At 61.4% G+C, this 16375-nt stretch carries 14 protein-coding genes; 10 read left to right on the plus strand and 4 right to left on the minus strand.

What is annotated here, in order from left to right; translation table 11 throughout:
- The first annotated feature begins 29 nt into the window (after positions 1-29).
- From AC0IYN_RS23900 to AC0IYN_RS23935, 8 genes are read left to right on the plus strand one after another with little or no spacing between them, the layout of a single operon-like run.
- Positions 30-161 (plus strand): type VI secretion protein, encoded by a 132-nt coding sequence (locus AC0IYN_RS23900; protein WP_406598018.1) that lies wholly within the window; start codon positions 30-32, stop codon positions 159-161.
- A gap of 16 nt (positions 162-177) precedes the next feature.
- Positions 178-1350: a type VI secretion system-associated FHA domain protein TagH gene (tagH, locus tag AC0IYN_RS23905; RefSeq protein WP_471843563.1), complete on the plus strand. Its 1173-nt coding sequence runs from the start codon at positions 178-180 to the stop codon at positions 1348-1350.
- A 5-nt stretch (positions 1351-1355) separates the two neighbouring features.
- Positions 1356-1841 (plus strand): type VI secretion system lipoprotein TssJ, encoded by a 486-nt coding sequence (tssJ, locus tag AC0IYN_RS23910; protein ID WP_471843565.1) that lies wholly within the window; start codon positions 1356-1358, stop codon positions 1839-1841.
- A gap of 1 nt (position 1842) precedes the next feature.
- Complete coding sequence (tssK, locus tag AC0IYN_RS23915) at positions 1843-3171, plus strand: type VI secretion system baseplate subunit TssK (protein ID WP_458375389.1); 1329 nt, start codon at positions 1843-1845, stop codon at positions 3169-3171.
- Positions 3172-3176: 5 nt separating this feature from the next.
- Entirely contained in the window at positions 3177-4040 is an 864-nt protein-coding gene (gene icmH / locus AC0IYN_RS23920; RefSeq protein WP_471843567.1) for a type IVB secretion system protein IcmH/DotU, read from the plus strand.
- Between the two features lie 15 nt (positions 4041-4055).
- Positions 4056-7418, plus strand: coding sequence for a type VI secretion system membrane subunit TssM (gene tssM / locus AC0IYN_RS23925; protein ID WP_471843569.1), 3363 nt, complete (start codon positions 4056-4058; stop codon positions 7416-7418).
- A complete protein-coding gene (locus tag AC0IYN_RS23930) occupies positions 7385-8128 on the plus strand; it encodes a PP2C family protein-serine/threonine phosphatase (protein ID WP_457247950.1) in 744 nt (247 codons plus the stop codon). The genes tssM and AC0IYN_RS23930 overlap by 34 nt, the downstream gene beginning before the upstream one ends.
- The gene (locus tag AC0IYN_RS23935) at positions 8125-8970 is read left to right on the plus strand and encodes a serine/threonine-protein kinase (protein WP_406598025.1); all 846 of its coding nucleotides are present in this window, start codon (positions 8125-8127) and stop codon (positions 8968-8970) included. The genes AC0IYN_RS23930 and AC0IYN_RS23935 overlap by 4 nt, the downstream gene beginning before the upstream one ends.
- A 4-nt stretch (positions 8971-8974) precedes the next feature.
- On the opposite strand, the gene AC0IYN_RS23940 is transcribed toward AC0IYN_RS23935, so the two are convergent.
- On the minus strand, positions 8975-9304 hold the full coding sequence (locus AC0IYN_RS23940; RefSeq protein ID WP_406598026.1) for a DUF6388 family protein: 330 nt from the start codon (positions 9302-9304) through the stop codon (positions 8975-8977).
- Positions 9305-9557: 253 nt separating this feature from the next.
- Between AC0IYN_RS23940 and AC0IYN_RS23945 the strand changes: the two genes are divergently transcribed.
- Entirely contained in the window at positions 9558-11633 is a 2076-nt protein-coding gene (locus AC0IYN_RS23945; RefSeq protein WP_457238789.1) for a PTS sugar transporter subunit IIC/EAL domain-containing protein, read from the plus strand.
- On the opposite strand, the gene AC0IYN_RS23950 is transcribed toward AC0IYN_RS23945, so the two are convergent.
- The 3 genes from AC0IYN_RS23950 to AC0IYN_RS23960 are packed head-to-tail and all read right to left on the minus strand — an operon-like array spanning position 11630 to position 14904.
- Positions 11630-12463: a metal-dependent hydrolase gene (locus tag AC0IYN_RS23950; protein WP_406598028.1), complete on the minus strand. Its 834-nt coding sequence runs from the start codon at positions 12461-12463 to the stop codon at positions 11630-11632. The genes AC0IYN_RS23945 and AC0IYN_RS23950 overlap by 4 nt on opposite strands.
- 15 nt (positions 12464-12478) lie before the next feature.
- Positions 12479-13369 (minus strand): SDR family NAD(P)-dependent oxidoreductase, encoded by an 891-nt coding sequence (locus AC0IYN_RS23955; RefSeq protein WP_406598029.1) that lies wholly within the window; start codon positions 13367-13369, stop codon positions 12479-12481.
- On the minus strand, positions 13366-14904 hold the full coding sequence (locus AC0IYN_RS23960; RefSeq protein ID WP_406598030.1) for a flavin-containing monooxygenase: 1539 nt from the start codon (positions 14902-14904) through the stop codon (positions 13366-13368). Before AC0IYN_RS23960 ends, AC0IYN_RS23955 begins: the two co-directional genes overlap by 4 nt.
- Positions 14905-15170: 266 nt before the next feature.
- On the opposite strand from AC0IYN_RS23960, the gene AC0IYN_RS23965 reads away from it, so the two are divergent.
- Positions 15171-16169 carry an alpha/beta fold hydrolase gene (locus AC0IYN_RS23965; RefSeq protein WP_471843574.1) on the plus strand — a complete coding sequence of 333 codons (999 nt, stop codon included), beginning with the start codon at positions 15171-15173 and terminating at the stop codon, positions 16167-16169.
- Positions 16170-16375 lie beyond the last annotated feature (206 nt).

Below are 16375 nucleotides of genomic sequence, written 5' to 3' on the forward strand. Positions count from 1 at the left end.
GGGCGGCTTAATTTCATGGGAGAAACCTGATGCCTTTTCATCGGTGGCAAGCCGTTGTGCTTGTGCTGTGTCTGTTGAGTGGCTGCAACGCCAACTATGTCTTTGATGATGCCGACTACCGTCCGCTGGGTGACCCCGAGGCGGTCCGTCGTGGCCAGTGAACAGGGGCGCGCAGCCATGCAATTAGTATTCGAAGTCTGTAGTACCGCCAGCGATCTTCCGCCGGCGCGCAAGACGTTTGACGGCGTCGGCGGCGTGATCGGTCGTGGGACGGGGTGCGATTGGATCATCCCGGACGCCAATCGCTTGATTTCCAGCCATCACGGTTTGGTCAGCTATCGAGAGGGCCAGTACTTCCTGACGGATATCAGCAGCAACGGTATCGGCGTATCCGGCAGGATGGAGCGGCTGTGCAAGGGGCAGGCACGGTTGATCAGTGAGGGGGATGTGTACCAATTGGGCACCCTGGATATCCGTGCCCGCCTGATCGAACCTGCCCGGCAACCTGTCGCCAGGGATGACGTGATTCCAGACGATGCATTTCTGGGACTTGACCCTGTTCATGAGCTGGATCGCGAGCAGTTGCGTGGTGATACGTCAGTGCTGCCGGACACCTTGGACACCTCCGCACAGGCGATGCCACCCTCGCTGTGCCAAGGGCCCGTGGACCGCGACCACTTGGTATTGCCAAGGTGGGCTGAGCCGGACGAACAAGTGACTGCGTCTCTCCCGGCAATGGCTGCACCTGCCAACTCGGACGCATTCTGGTCACAGTTCGCGCAGGTATTGGGCGTCCAGGTCGACACACTCGATACACCGGGGCGCGAAGCCCTGGCGATCAAGGTCGCGGGCCTGTTCAGGCAAACCCTCGAAGGTTTGCAGCAAAGCCTTCGCACCCGTGATGAGCTGAACAGTGAGATCCAGGGCGCGTTGGTGGTCCCGGTGCGTCATACCCGCAACCCGTTGGACGACTGTGCCGACACCCAGGCTGTCGTGTCGTCGCTGTTGGGGACTGGCGAACCTGGGCAACTGCCTGCCGAGCAGGCCGTTGCCCAGGTGTGTCGAGACCTGCAGGTTCATCAACTGGCCCTGGTCGTCGCCTGTCGAACCACCGTAAGGAGCGCGTTGGCGGCCTTTGCGCCAGGGCATCTGTTGTTGTGTTTCGAGCGCGAAGGCAAGCCCTCGCGGTTCCACACCGATGGCATGCATTGGCGAGCCTACCAACGGCACTATCAACGGCTGGCTGAAGATACGTCCCTGGGCGAGCAGTTATTACGCACCGATTTTTCCAAGGCCTACGAGGAGCAGGTGCGCCTGGTCTCCACGCTGCATGCCGGTTACCCAGGATGATGTTCATGTCTCGAGTCACTGCTAGCTCAATGCTGCTGGTGCTTGGCCTGTTGGCTGGGTGCAGCACGCTTTCACCTTTGTCGACCCTGACCAAACTGGACCTGACGGTGACGGCCAGCGACGACGTCAACCCCGACCTTCATGGCCGTCCATCGCCAGTGGTGGTGCACTTGCTTGAGTTGCGCCACCCCGTTGCCTTCGAAAACGCCGACTTCTTCAGCCTCTATGGCCGGGCCGAACAGACGCTGCCCAAGGACTGGGTAGGCAGTGAGGAGCTGGAGCTGCGGCCCGGTGAACAGGCTGCGCTCAAGCTCAGCGTCGGGCCACACAGCCGTTATGTGGGTGTGCTGGCGGCCTATCGTGACTTGCCCCACGTGCAATGGCGGCTGGTGCTGCCTGTGGTCCCCGGGCAGCGGACCCGCGCCGAAATCGTGCTGGACCAGCAGGGTATGCGCATCGCACCCCCTCATACCGACAGAATGGAGGACTGAGATGCAAACCCATAACGTTATCTGGCAAGAAGGCATGCTGCTCAGACCCCAGCACTTGCAACACAACGACCGTTACTTCCACCGGCAACTCAACCGCACGCGTCTGCTGAGCCGCGATGCCTGGGGTTTCCTGACCCTGGAAGTGGACGTGCAATACCTCAACCTGGGCAAGGTGGTTGTTACCCAGGCCAGCGGTGTATTGCCCGATGGCAGCCTGTTCGAGCTGAGCGGTGCCATGGAACCCCTGGTGCTACAGGTACCTGCCAACGCAGGCAGGCAAGCGGTCTACCTGGCGTTGCCGCTGGCGACGGACAATCAGGTGGAAGTGCGCAGACAGGAGCAAAGCGATGTACTGGCGCGCTACGTCGCCTATGAAACCGAGATCGGGGACACCAATGCCGGGGTCGATTCCCTGTGCCAGGTCCACTGTGCGCGCCCGGATTTGCGCCTGGTGTTGGGGGAGCAACCCAGTGATCCGTCCTACGTGAAACTGCAGGTCGCCCAAGTGCTGGATTCGACCCATGAAGGGGGGGTGCGGCTGGAGTCGGATTTTGTGCCGACGTTTCTCTGTCTCCAAGACGCTGGCTATGTGTCCTCCTGTATCAAGGAAGTGATCAGCCTGCTGGCCAACCGGGGCGACGCGATCGCTGCCCGCATCCAGGGCAGTGGTGCCTCTGCCGGGGCTCAAGTTGGTGATTTTCTGATGCTGCAATTGATCAATCGTGCGGAGTTGATTTTGCGTCACTACCTGGGCCAGGCGCAGGTCCGTCCCGAGCAGGTATTTCGTGAGTTGCTGTCAATTCTTGGCGAGCTGTCGACGTTCGCCAGCGACAACAAACGCGCGCAGTGCTTGGTGCACTACCAGCACGGTGATCAAGGCGCGAGCTTCCGTGGGCTGATGGAAGGGCTTCGCACCTTGCTTTCATTGGTGCTGGAACAGCATGCCATCGAACTGACGCTGCAACCGCGCCAGTACGGGGTGCTGGTCTGTCCAGTGAGCGATCTCAAGTTACTCGGCTCGGCCACGTTCATTCTGGCGGCCACTGCCCAGTGCGACACAGAGGAGCTGCGCCATCGTCTGCCAGCGCACCTCAAGATTGGTCCCGTGGAACGCATCCGCGAGTTGGTGAACCTGCACCTCGCCGGCATCAAGGTCAAGCCACTGCCGGTAGCGCCGCGGCAAATTCCGTTTCATGCCGGCAAGACCTATTTCATGCTTGAACTCAGCCCACGCGACATTGCGCAACTGGAGCAGTCAGGCGGTTTCGCCTTTCACGCCAGCGGCGAGTTTGCCGAGCTGCAACTCAACTTCTGGGCTATCAGGAACTGAACGCCATGGCGATGGACAGTGAATACCCGCAGGACGAAAAAACCGTACTGCTCGACCGAGATGGGCTAGGGCCTGCGCACGGGGCTGTCACGGACTTCCCGTCGCCGCCACGTTTCGAGCAGTTGGAAGACCGCATGATCTATAGCGCCCACTTGCAGGGCGCGCAAAGCTTCGACGTGGGCTCCAACATTCTCCTGGCAGCGGCCTGGGAACTCTTGTTGCAGGTTGTGCAACTGAAGGCCGGGCCCGCCAGGGAAAGCCTGGTGGCGCTGAATGACCAGCTTTCATCCGGGATCAACGCGTTTGAGGCGCGGGCCCTCCACCAAGGCGCCGAAAATAGCCAGGTGATGTCGGCGCGCTATGTGCTCTGCAGTGTGATTGATGAAGCGGTGGTCACCACGTCCTGGGGCAGTCGCAGCGATTGGTCAAAGACGAGCCTGTTGAGTCGCTTTCACAACGAAACCTTCGGCGGTGAAAAATTCTTCCAGTTGCTGGAGCGCTTGTCCCGAGATCCTGTCAAGCATGTGGCGATGCTGGAACTCATGTACGTGAGCCTGTCGTTGGGGTTCGAGGGCAAATACCGGGTCATGGAGCGGGGCAGGGTGCAGCTTGAGAGTATGCAAGATGCGGTGTATCGCCAGATCCGGCATGTGCGCGGTGAGCGACTGCCGGTCTCCCTTTCACCCGCTTCGATGAAGGTATCCCGACCGCGCGTTCACTTGATTTCTACTACTTGGGTTGCCGTCGGTGTGCTGGCCTGTTTGCTTGTGATGTATTCCGGCTTTGCCTGGGTGCTGGGCCAGGAGCGCATGGCAGCGCTGCAACCTTTTCAACCTTTGGTGTCAGCTTCGTCTCAGACGCCGTTGTAACGCAGGGAGCAATGAATGAACGCATTCTTCAAGGGCGCGGGCACGGTGCTGCGCAAGAGTTGGGCGTGGAGCCTGTTACTGGTGTTTTCCAGTGCGCTGCTGGTCTGGTTTTTCGGGCCATTGCTGGCGGTGGATGACTACCGTTTCTGGCAAAGCGCCACCGCCCGTTTGCTGACCGTCAGCGGGCTGTTGTTGCTTTGGGGGCTGGCGATGGTTGGGGTGGGGGCACGCCGCGCTGTTCGCCTGGATCAGCCTGAGCATCACCAACGTCATCAACGGCAGGCATTGATCAGCAATGAAGTAGGGCACATGCGCGGGCGTTTCAAAGAGGCCCTGCAAACACTGAAAACCTCACGCTGCTACGGTGAACGCAGCGAACGCTCACGCAACGAACTGCCTTGGTATCTGTTGATCGGTGAGCAGGGTAGCGGCAAGACGGCGTTGCTATCAGCCAATGGGTTGAAGTCGCCTCTCGACCTGACCGAAGCGGCGCGCCCAGGCACGAGCCACCACTGTGACTGGTATTTCGCGGACGACGCCGTACTGATCGAAATGGCTGGCCGCTACCTGGACCAGCCTGATCCTTCGGTCGATGGAGCAGGGTGGTCGACATTGCTGGGCTTGCTCAAGTCGTGGCGCCGATCTCGGCCGCTCAATGGCGTCGTGGTGACGCTGTCAGTCGATACCCTGTTGCGTAGCAATGAACACGACCTGCAGCAGCATGCGCGTAACGTACACACCCGCTTGCAGGACATTCAGCAGATATTGCATGTGGACGTGCCGGTTTACCTGGCGCTGACCCAGGCTGATCGGTTGCCTGGATTTGCCGAGTTCTTCGATGCACAACAGGGTGACAGCACCGACGATGTGCTCGGCGGTTGCCTGGCAGCCGGCACGACCAGCATTGATGTCGCCGAAGTGCGCGAAGCGTTCGACGCGATGCTGCAGCGCCTTGGCGCCGAGCTGATCCCGCGTCTGCATCAGGAACGAAACCTTGAGCGACGGGGCCAGATGCTGGATTTCCCCCGGCAGGTCGCACGCCTCGGCGATTGCATGGGCCTGTTTATCGAGACTGCGTTTTCCGCCCATCGCTATCAGCGCATCAACGGCCTGCGAGGGTTCTACCTGACCAGCTCGAAGACGGCTGAGGGCCGTGCTCATTTTGTCCAGGGCCTGTTCAATCGCGTGATTTTTGCCGAGGCTGATCTTGCCGGGTTGCACACCCCGGAGCGGCAGCGCATACGTCGACGCCACGGGGCATTGGCGCTGGCAGCATCAATCGCCATCGGTGCAGCGGCAGTGCTATGGACGCACAGCTATTCGTTTAACCATCAGCGGCTGGTTCAACTGTTGGAATTGACCAGCCCCACGCCCTCAACCCCACTCGGCGTGGACGAGAGCCCGGCATTGCTGGCGCTGCTGGACGGTCGACGGGCTGCGACAAACGTATTTCCATCGCTGGGAGAGGCGCGCTGGGTTGATCGGGGCGGTTTGTATCAAGGCGACGTCAGTCGTCCGCTGTTGGTTGGCGCCTATGAAGAATCCCTGCGTCAGCAACTGCTGCCCTTTGTCGCCTCACTGCTCGAAAAGCAGGTGCAAGCGAGCCTGGATGATCGCGAGCGTCTGTTGGATAGCCTACGCGCCTACCTGATGCTCAACCTGCGCGAGCGACGTGACACGGCCTGGCTGGCGGACTATGTAGCCGGGCAATGGCCTGGTGGGAATGCGGGGGATACATCGGCACATAAGCGACTGAGCGAACACTTCATGCGGCTCCTTGAGCAACCCTTTCAAGTGCCGTTGAACGATGAATCGGTAGCCCAGGCTCGCCTGGCGTTACGCGGTGAATCACTGGCCGAGGTGGTCTACCGTGCCCTGCGTGAGCAAGCGCGGAGTCTGGAGCCCTACCACTTGGCGGCAGGCCCTGCGTTCTCCAGGGTCGAGTCACCCATCCCGGGTTTCTATACCAAAAAGTACCTGGAGTATTTCGAGCGACAGGGCCCTCAGTTGGTCAATGCCATTGCCCAGGATAACTGGGTGCTTGGGGAGGCAACTGATCTCAGCGCAATGGCGCTGCGTAAGTTGATGCAGGCGTTGGAGCAACGCTACTTCAGTGAATACGCCGACGCCTGGAGTGAAGCCCTTGGTCAAATCCGGCCCGTGGAAAGTGACAATCTGAGGCAGGGTGTGCAGCAATTGGCGAGCCTTTCCTCCAGCCAGTCGGGGGTGGTACAGCTGTTGCAGCAGGTGCGCGAAAACACCCGGCTAGTGCCGGCCTCGCAGCGGTTTGAGGCGGTTAGCCAGCACGCCGGTGCGATAGGCTCGGCAGCCACAAGCGTGCTGAACAGCGTGGTGCCGGCGGATACCGCCCGACGTGCATTGCAGCGCCGCTTCGAGTCATTGCATCAATTGCTCGATGACGAGCAGAACCCCGCTGGCGAGTTGACGCAGGCATTGCGCTTGCTGGACGAGCTGCAGCTGCAATTGTCGACACTGAGCCGGGAGAGTTCGCCGGAGCAGGCAGCGTACAAGCTGGCCAGGCAGCGCATGGAGGGGCAGCAGCCGCTCTTGGGCAACCTGAGAGATACGGCCATGCGCTTGCCTGCACCGCTCAAAGGCTGGTTCGAAGGAGTTGCCGAGCAAAGTTGGCGCCACCTGCTGGATGACGCCTATGTGTATGTCAATCAGCGTTATCAAAGTGAACTCCATGGGTTCTACGCGAAGGCGATTCGGCAACGCTACCCGTTCAATGCCCATGCCGGCGCCGACGTTGCCCTGGATGATTTCCAGGCCTTCTTCAAACCGCGAGGGACAATGGAACGCTTCTATGACGGCTTCCTGCGGCCCTTCGTCAGTGCCGAGGGCAACCGCTATCGTTTGCGTGGCCTGGAGGGGCAGAGTTTGCCGGTGTCGCGTTCGCTGCTGGACCAACTGGCCAAGGCCCAGACCATCCGCCAAGGTTTTTTCACCGAGGACCAGGGCGATTGGGCCGTTCGGTTTACGCTGGCCCCCTACAGCCTGGACCAGGCTGTCAGCCGGGCGACGCTGCGGGTAGGCGATCAGCAGTTGGAATACCGGCATGGCCCGATCGTGCCAGTGGCCTTCCGTTGGCCGATCGACACCGATAACGGTCGTAGCAGCCTGATACTGGAGCGCGGTGCAGAGCGTCCATTGGGCATCGAAAAAGACCGGGGCGCCTGGTCGCTGTTCCGGCTTTTCGAGCTGATGCAAAGCGAGGCCGCCAGCGGCAGGGACGCACAGATCCTCAAGGCTGACCTTGCCGGCTTGCGTGCCAATTACCTGCTCACCAGCCAACGCAACCCCAGCCCGTTCCAGATGGCGACATGGCGGACCTTCCGCCTGCCGGAGCAGCTGTGAACCGCGCGCACTCCTGGCGAAGCGCCGGGCAAACGGCGCAAGGCAAGCGTCGCGCGCGTAATGAGGATGCCTTCCTCGACTGCCCGCAACGCGGTTGCTGGGCAGTTGCCGACGGCATGGGCGGCCATACTGCCGGGCATGTTGCCAGTCAACGGGTCGTCCGCAGCCTTGCTGCGCTGTCGGGCGAGGGCGGCTTCGACCAACGGGTCAAGGCTGTCCAAGGCTGCCTGCGCGGCCTCGACAGCCAGTTGCAACCCGCTGATGGCCTGTCGAGCGTCATCGGCAGCACGGTCGTTGTGCTGGTGCTCGAACACAATCGCGCGGCGTGTATCTGGGCCGGAGACAGTCGCTGTTATCTCTGGCGCGCGCAGCGCCTGTATCAGCTGTCGCGTGACCACTCCTTGCAGCAGCACCTGATGGATAAACAGCACTTGAGTGCCGAGCTGGCCCAGGCTCATCCCGGCGCGAAAGCCTTGACCCGCGCGATTGGCGCCCGCCAGCCGCTGAGCCTTGAGGTACTGGAACTGGGTGTCCACGCCGGGGATGTGTTTTTGTTGTGCAGTGATGGGCTGTACCAAGGACTCAGCCACAGTACGCTGGGCAGTGCCATGAGCGCAGGCACGCCACGCCGGGTGGTGGACCGGTTGTTCAGCGATGTGCTGCGTGGGCCGGCGCCGGATGACCTGACTGCCGTGGTGGTCCAGTCATGAGCGCGGTAACCGCTTTGCCATGCTTGCTTGCGGGACGCTATCAGCTTGAACGAATCCTCGGCACTGGCGGCATGGGCGTGGTCTATCGTGGCCGCGACCTGCTGCATGAGGCGTTCGGCGAGCCGGACTGCCGGGTGGCGGTGAAGCTGTTGGGTGACACGCTTTCCCTGTGCGCCGACGCGCATGTGTTGCTGTACAGCGAGTTCGCCCTGACCCGCAGCCTGCGCCATGATCATGTCGTCCGTGTGTTTTCTTTCGAGGTCGACACGGATCACCAATTGGCATTCTTCACCATGGAAGTCATGCCAGGCCTGACACTGGACCGCATGCTGCCGGAGTGCCCCCAGGGGCTGCCCTGGCACGCGTTGCAGCCCATGGCCTTGCAACTGCTGGACGCTCTGGATTACACCCATCGACAAGGTGTTCTGCATGGCGATGTGAAACCGGCGAACATCATGATGGGCGAGCAGGGGGTGCGCCTGTTCGACTTTGGCCTGGGGCATGCCGAGGTGCAGGCGAGGGCCGGGCTACCCAGCTTGAGCCGCAGCCGCCTGAACGCCTGGACACCGGCCTATGCCGCGCCGGAGTTACTGGCAGGAGGGGCGCCGTCGGCCAGTGCCGACCTGTATGGGGCGGCCTGTGTGCTTTATGAACTGGCCGAGGGGCGACGCCCCGGTAATCGCCAGGGCCATCAACGGCTGCCTCGGCCCAGGCAACTTCCCAGGCATTGCTGGTCGTCTTTATGCTCAGCGTTGGCGATGGACCCTGAGCAGCGTACGGTCGGCATCGCTGAACTGCGTGAAGCTTTTGCGGACCGTCGGCGTCGCTGGTTCCTGGGGTAATGCGTCAACCGGACAGGTCATGCAGCTGGCAGTACTCGGTCCAGCTCAGGCCTGCCATCTGCGCCACCTCTTTGTGCACCTCAAGGCGCTGGGCCTCGAAGGCCTCGGCGGATTCGGTGGTGAGCTTGAGGGTCAGTTCCCAGGCGAAAAGGCCCTGGCGCTCGGCCTCTGCTTCGAAGGCTTCATGCAGCCGCTCGGCGCGGTATTGGGCCAGGGTTTCGCCCTTGGCCTGGGCGGCCAGCGGGTTCAGGCTATTGAGTTCGGTGGCGACATCGGGGTGTTCGTCGAGGAATCTGTCCAGCGCGAGCTGGTGGTTATCACCGGGTTGTGACAAGGGCTTACTCCAAACAAAGAGAGGGGCAGGGTGACGTTCATATAGCCCTCATTGAAGCAGATCCCGGGATGTGCTTGGGGATGGACATTCAATTATTTGGCAAAATCAGGGAATTACCTGTCGTCCGCTACGGAAAAATTCACCCGATTGAATGGCAAAAGGCTTTCGCTCATCGTGCCAGGACGTGTAGCGTTAGCCCGTGTTTCCGGCCCTGCCTTTCAGGGACAGTGGGCGATGGGCAGAGGGATGGGTCATGGCACAAACGCTGTTCAAGCTGTTCTTCACGCAACGTCTGGCTGCGTTGGCCAGCACCGAGTCGCTGCGAGCGATTCGCGAAGGGTTGTTGTGGATCCTGCCATGCCTGCTGGTGTCGGCGGGCTTTCTGATCCTGTCCGAATGCGCCCGCGTCCTTGGCTTCGACCCGCAAGTGGTGGCGTTCCTGGCGGGCCTGCACAACCAGATCAGCTCGGTGATCCCGCTGCTGGTCGCCGCTTCCATCGGTTATATGCTGGCGATCCAGCATCGTCTGCCGCAACTGCCGGTGGCGTTCCTGTGCCTGTCCCATGTGGTGGTGGCGACCTTTATCCTGCGCGACTACCCTAGGGCTTCGGCCACCTTCGTACTGTTTATCGCGATTGCATCGCCGTTGCTGAATGTGCCGGCGATTGCCTGGCTGCACCGGTTTCGCTGGACCCGGCTGGTCAATGAAGACCTGGTGGGGCACAACCTGCGGGGCGCCATCAATATGGTGTTGCCGGGCGCTATCACCGCCCTGGCATTGGTGGTGGTGCTGTCTTTGTTGCTGCAGATTCCGTATGTAGCGCAGTTGCAAGGCCCCCAAGTGCTCGACGCGCTGCAGTCGCCCTACGGCAGCGGCTTGTTCGTAACCCTGATGAATTCGCTGCTGTGGTTTTTCGGCATCCACGGCGTGTACGCCATGCAACCGCTGTTCGATGTACTGGACCAGGCGGTGGTGCTCAACAATGTGGCACTGGCGGCGGGTGAGCCGATCAAATATGTGTTGAACAGTGGCCTGTTGGGCAGCTTTGCGTTTATCGGCGGCTCGGGTGGGGCCTTGTGCCTGTTGCTGGCGATCCTGCTGTTCTCCAAGAGCCAATCCATGCGCCTGTTGGCAGTGGCGAGCCTGCCGCTGTCGCTGTTCAACGTCAGTGAGGTGCTGTTGTTCGGTTTGCCGATCATCCTCAACCCGCGTTTGTTCATTCCGTTTCTGATCGTGCCCGCGTTGAACGCCATGGTGGCGTTGACGGTGGTGCAGATGGGGTGGGTGTCGCCGGCGGTGGTCAGCGTGCCATTCACGGCGCCGGTGTTGCTCAATGCCTACCTCAGTACCCACGGCGATTTGGCTGCGGTGGTCTTGCAAGTGGCGCTGCTGGGCCTGGGCACCCTCGTGTATGCGCCGTATGTGCGCGCAATTCATCGCCAAGCCACCGAAGGCGGCACGGTGTACCTCAAGTCCCTGGACATGACCTTCCGTGGGCTTGAGGAAAAGGGCCGGCTGCGAGAGCTGGACCCGATACTCGCCTCCCACAAAAACCTGGCGCGCCAGGCCACCGAGCTGAGCCGCATCCAGCAGATCAGCGACTACGAGTTCTACCTTGAATTCCAGCCGCAGGTTTCGACCCGCACCGGCCTGTGCACCGGTTGTGAAGCGCTGATGCGCGCCCGCGATGCTCAGGGCACGGTGCATTCGCCGTGGGAGTTCCTGCAGTGGCTGGCCCAGGCGCGGCTGATGCCTGACGTGGATGTGTGGGTGGCGTCCCAGGCGGTTCGCCAGTACCAGAAGTGGCAGAAGCTCGGTTTTGCCTTGCCTATGACCATCAATATTTCCAGCGCGACCCTCACCGACGCGGCGTACGGCGAGCGCCTGGTGGACATCCTCGCCCAGGCCCATGGGCAGGTGTCGGTGGAAATCACCGAAGACGCGTTGGTGAGCGATATCCAGGTCACGCGCCAGACCATCCAGAAACTGCAGGCCATCGGTGCCAAGGTCTACATCGACGACTTCGGCACCGGGTTTTCGGCCTTGAGTTACCTGCACCAGTTTCCGGTCGACTTCATCAAGATCGACCGCAGCTTCGTGGTGGCCCAGCACGACCCCAAGGGCGCCCAGGTCATGACCGGCATGCTGCGCTTCTGTGAGGCGCTGAACCTGGGCGTGGTGGTGGAGGGCGTCGAGACTGCCGAGCAATTGGCCTTCCTGAACAGCGGCGCCGAGTTGATTATCCAAGGCTGGTATTTCAGCAAGGCGCTGCCGGGTGATCAGTTGGAAGGCTTTGTGCGTGAGCGCGCCGCCTTGGCACAGGTTTAATAACCGCGTTGAGTCTGCTCGATGTCCTTGAGCAGCCCATCGATGCCGGCCAGGCGCGCACGGTTGTCGTGGTCCCAAGGGTGGAAGCCGGGCTTGAAGTAGTGCAGCCATGGCACCAGCATCCGTGGGAAAACACCCCTTGGCCCATATAGAAATTTCAACATGCGCCAGAAGCCCTTCACGTGCCCACCGGCTTTGCGGTCGGCAATCAGCAGGCGCAGGTGGAAGTCAAACACCACCAGCCAGAAGAATACCGTGGTGGTCAGCATGGTCCCGGTGCGCAGCAGGTAGCGCTTGGGCCCGGGCTTGATCACGCGGTTCCACACATCGAAGGCCACGGCTTTGTGCTCGGTTTCCTCCAGGGCGTGCCAGTACCACATCTGCTGGTAGCCCTTGAGTGAGTCGCCAAAGCGCGACGGGTCGCTCAAGAGTATTTCTGCAAGCATCGCGGTGTAGTGTTCAAGGGCGATGGTCACCGCCAGGTTGAAGGACGGCGGCAGGTGTTTCTTCTGCAGGTCGAGGATGAATTTAAGACGCCGGTCCAGGGTGTGCGCCGGCAGCCCTGCACGTTGCAACAGATCGTTGTAGGCCACGTGCTCGCGGCTGTGCATGGCCTCTTGGCCGATAAAGCCCTGGATCTCTTTTTTCAGTTCAGGGTCGTCGATGTGCTGGCGGTAGTGGCGCACGCTGTCCATGAAAAACAGCTCGCCCTGGGGGAACAGCAACGACAGCGCATTGAAAAAATGCGTAATGAATGGACCCTGTTCATGCCAGTCCTTGATGCGCTCGGCGGGCAGGGCGAAACGGATGTCACGGCGGATCGGCAACATAGTGCGTGCTCCTGTTCAGAGGCGAGGCTCGTCATTGGTTTCAAACACCGGCGTGCGCGGCTTGGGGGCCATGCGCTTGCTGGCGAACACCACCAGCGCTTGATAGGCCGCCGGCAGGCAACGGGCGAGCAGGTCGAGGAAATACGCGTCTCGGCCGATCAGCACGCGACGCTTGTTTTTGCGCACGCCGTGCAGGATCACCTTGGCGGCCTGGTCGGCGTCGGTAATAAACAGCTTTTCGAAATCGGCACGAGCCTGCTGTTCGCTGTGGATCAGGAAACCGGTCATGTTCGCGTCGATGCGGCTGCTGCGGCAGATATCGGTGCGAATGCCGCCGGGGTGCACGCAGGTGGCCGACACGCCGCAGCGCTGCATGTCCAATTCCTGGCGCAGGGATTCGGTAAAGCCGCGCACCGCAAACTTGGTGGCGTTGTAGCCACTCATGCCCGGTTGGGCAAACAGGCCGAACACGCTGGAGGTGTTGATCACGTGGCCTTCGCCTGACGCTTTCAAGTACGGCAGGAACGCCTTGGTGCCGTGGACCACCCCCCAGAAATTGATGCCGACGATCCATTCCAGGTCGGCATAGTCCACGCCCTCGACGGTGCTCGACAGGGCAACCCCGGCATTGTTGAACACCAGGTTGACCTGGCCGTGTTCAGCCACGCAGTGCGCGGCCCAATCCTCCATGGCCTGGCGATCGGAGACATCCAACACCTGGGTGGTGATCACCACGGGGGCCAGGGTCGAGGACTTGATCAGCGCCAGGGTCTGCTCCAGTCCCTGGCCGTTTTTATCCGCGAGCGCCAGGTGGCAACCTTCCCGCGCCAGGGCCACTGCCAGGGCGCGGCCCATGCCGGATGCCGCGCCGGTAATTGCCGCTACACGGCCATTGAATGACTTCATGACAGGCTGCCTTCCGGGGTGGAGTGGGGGGCCGACACGGGCCGGCTGGGCGGATTGACCGGTAGCAGGTCGGCCACGTAATCCTTGAGCGCAAACTGGCGCGTTACCTGTTTGAAGCGCCAGGTCGAGCCGGGCCACAGGGTGGTGTTCTTGCCGGTGCGCGGGTCGAGGTACCAGCTCTGGCAACCGCCGGTGTTCCAGATGGTGCGCTTGAGCTTGGCTTGCAGTTGCTGGTTGTAGGTGCTCTCCACGGCGGCCTTGACGTCCACGGTGGCGATGCGATGCCGTTGCATTTGCTGGAGCGCATCGAGGATGTAGGTCACCTGGGCTTCAATCATCAGGATCATCGAGTTGTGCCCCAGGCCCGTGTTGGGCCCGACGATCAGGAACAGGTTGGGATAGCCAGGCACCGTGGTGCCCTTGTACGCATGGGCGCCGTCTTGCCAGGTGTCCATCAGGTCCACGCCACCGCGCCCGATGATGCAGTCGCGGGGTAGGGGATCGGTGGCCTGGAAGCCGGTGCCGAAGATCAGGCAATCCGCCGGGTGCTTGATGCCGTCGCGGGTGAACACTCCGTCCGCTTCGATGCGCAGCACGCGCTCGGTCACCACCTCGACATTGCTGCGCGACAAGGCGGGGTAGTAGTCATTGGAAATCAGCACCCGCTTGCAGCCGATGGTGTAGTCCGGGGTCAGGGTCTTGCGCAGGGACGGACGGGCCACTTGCCTGTGCAGGTGGCGCAGGGCGATTTTCTGCACCATCTTCATCAGCCGCGGGTGCAGGGCAAAGCCGACCACACGGCCTTCCAGCGCCCAGTAAAACGCGCTGCGCACCAGGCGCTGGGTGAAGGGCAGGTGCTTGAACAGCCAGCGCTCGACGGGAGAAATCGGCCGGTCGGGCTTGGGCATGATCCACGGCGGGGTGCGCTGGAACAGGTCCAGATGGGCCACCTGCGCTGCAATCTGCGGCACAAACTGGATGGCACTGGCGCCGGTGCCGATCACCGCCACGCGTTTGCCCTTCAGGGAGTAGCTGTGGTCCCACTGTTGGGAGTGAAAGCGCTTGCCCTTGAAACTGTCCAGGCCCGGAATATCCGGCAGCGCCGGGCGCGACAGGCCGCCCATGCCCGACACCAGCACCCGCGCACTGACCTGGCGGCCATCGCCGAAGCTCAACTGCCAGCGTTGCTGCTGCTCATCGAACACGGCACGTGTAAGCCCCATACCGAAACGCAAGTAGGGCGCCAGGCCAAAACGCGCGGCGCATTGCTCCAGGTACGCACGGATTTCCGCTTGCGGCGCGAACTGCCGCGTCCAGTCCGGGTTGGGCGCGAAGGAAAACGAATACACATGGGACTGCACATCGCAGGCGCAGCCGGGGTAGTGGTTGTCCCGCCAGGTGCCGCCGAGGGTGTCGGCCTGCTCGGCAACGAAGAAGTCGGTAAACCCGGCTTCCTTGAGCTTGATCGCCATGCACAGTCCGGCAAAGCCGGAGCCGATGATGGCGATGTCGATTGAGTCACGCTGGGCAGTCATAAGTAGTCCCTCGTCGGCATCGGGTGTGCGCCTTTTCTTGTTGTGTCTTTTAGATAGAACACCATTGCAAAGAAAAATTGAATTACTTATTTTAAAAAAGATTTTAAATAATCTACCTGAAAATATCGCCTACGCTAGTCCCAGGTTCCTCATGTGCGCGCTGTCCGACGGACAGGCACGAAGTTCAGGTCCAGGGTGTGGACGATGGCTGAGGCCCGATCAATACCGGTCGGGTCGCCAGCTGCAGGGATGCAGAGGACCGAGCTATGGCTGTTGAATGGGTTATCGCTGCGGCTGTATTTATAGGCGCGAGCGCCGTTTTATGGGGCTTCAGCACATGGATGACGCGGCGTATCGAGGCCGCTGTTCCGATCAATGGGCGCTTCGTGGAGGTCGAGGGCGAGCGCTTTCATTATTACGAGGAGGGCAAGGGCCCGCCGCTGGTGATGATTCACGGGCTGATGGGCAGCAGTCGCAACCTGACCTACGCCTTGTCCGGACAACTGCGTGAGCAGTTTCGCGTTATCACCCTCGACCGTTCGGGGTCGGGCTATTCCACGCGCCATAAAGGTACCGCCGCTGACCTGCCTGCCCAGGCACGGCAAGTGGCGGCCTTTATCCATACGCTGGGCCTGGATAAGCCCCTGGTGCTGGGGCATTCCCTCGGCGGCGCCATTTCCCTGGCGCTGGCGCTTGACCATCCCCACGCCGTATCGGGGCTGGTGCTGGTGGCGCCACTGACCCATCCACAACCCAGGTTGCCCTTGGTGTTCTGGTCACTGGCGGTGCGACCGGCCTGGCTGCGGCGATGGGTGTCCTACACGCTAACCGTGCCCATGGGCCTGCTGACGCGCCGCTCAGTGGTCAAGGGCGTGTTCGCCCCCGACACGGCCCCCGGGGATTTCGCCACCCGCGGCGGCGGGCTGCTGGGCATGCGGCCCGACAACTTCTACGCCGCGTCCAGCGAGATTGCCCGGGTCAACGATGACCTGCCGGACATGGTCAAGCGCTACCCGCAACTGACGCTGCCCATCAGTTTGATCTATGGCGCGCGGGACAAGGTCCTGGACTTTCGCAAACACGGCCAGGCCCTGGCCGACAAGGTCCCGGGCCTGAAGCTGCAGGTGGTGGAAGGGCGCGGGCATATGTTGCCGATCACCGCCACCGCAAGAGTCGTGGAGGCGGTGCAGCAGTTGGCCAAGCGTGTGCGACCTCCGGAAAGCGCCGCGATCCTGCATCCACCGTTCGCCTTGGCGAACAAATAATCGTGTCCCTCACTGCGCAGCGGTTCGTCCCAAATGCTTGCCCTAGAGACCTGACCAAACGGCTGAAAAAGAGACTGCCGAGTCACGTTCAACAGGGTTCGAAAAAGTAGTTGACGACCTATCGATTCCGCGCTATTTCTTTAAAAAAATATTTCAATGTTTATTTTGAAATGATTTTTGAAATGCCTAAGAGCGAATAAAAATGA

This window comes from Pseudomonas sp. AC112 (genome assembly GCF_979253545.1).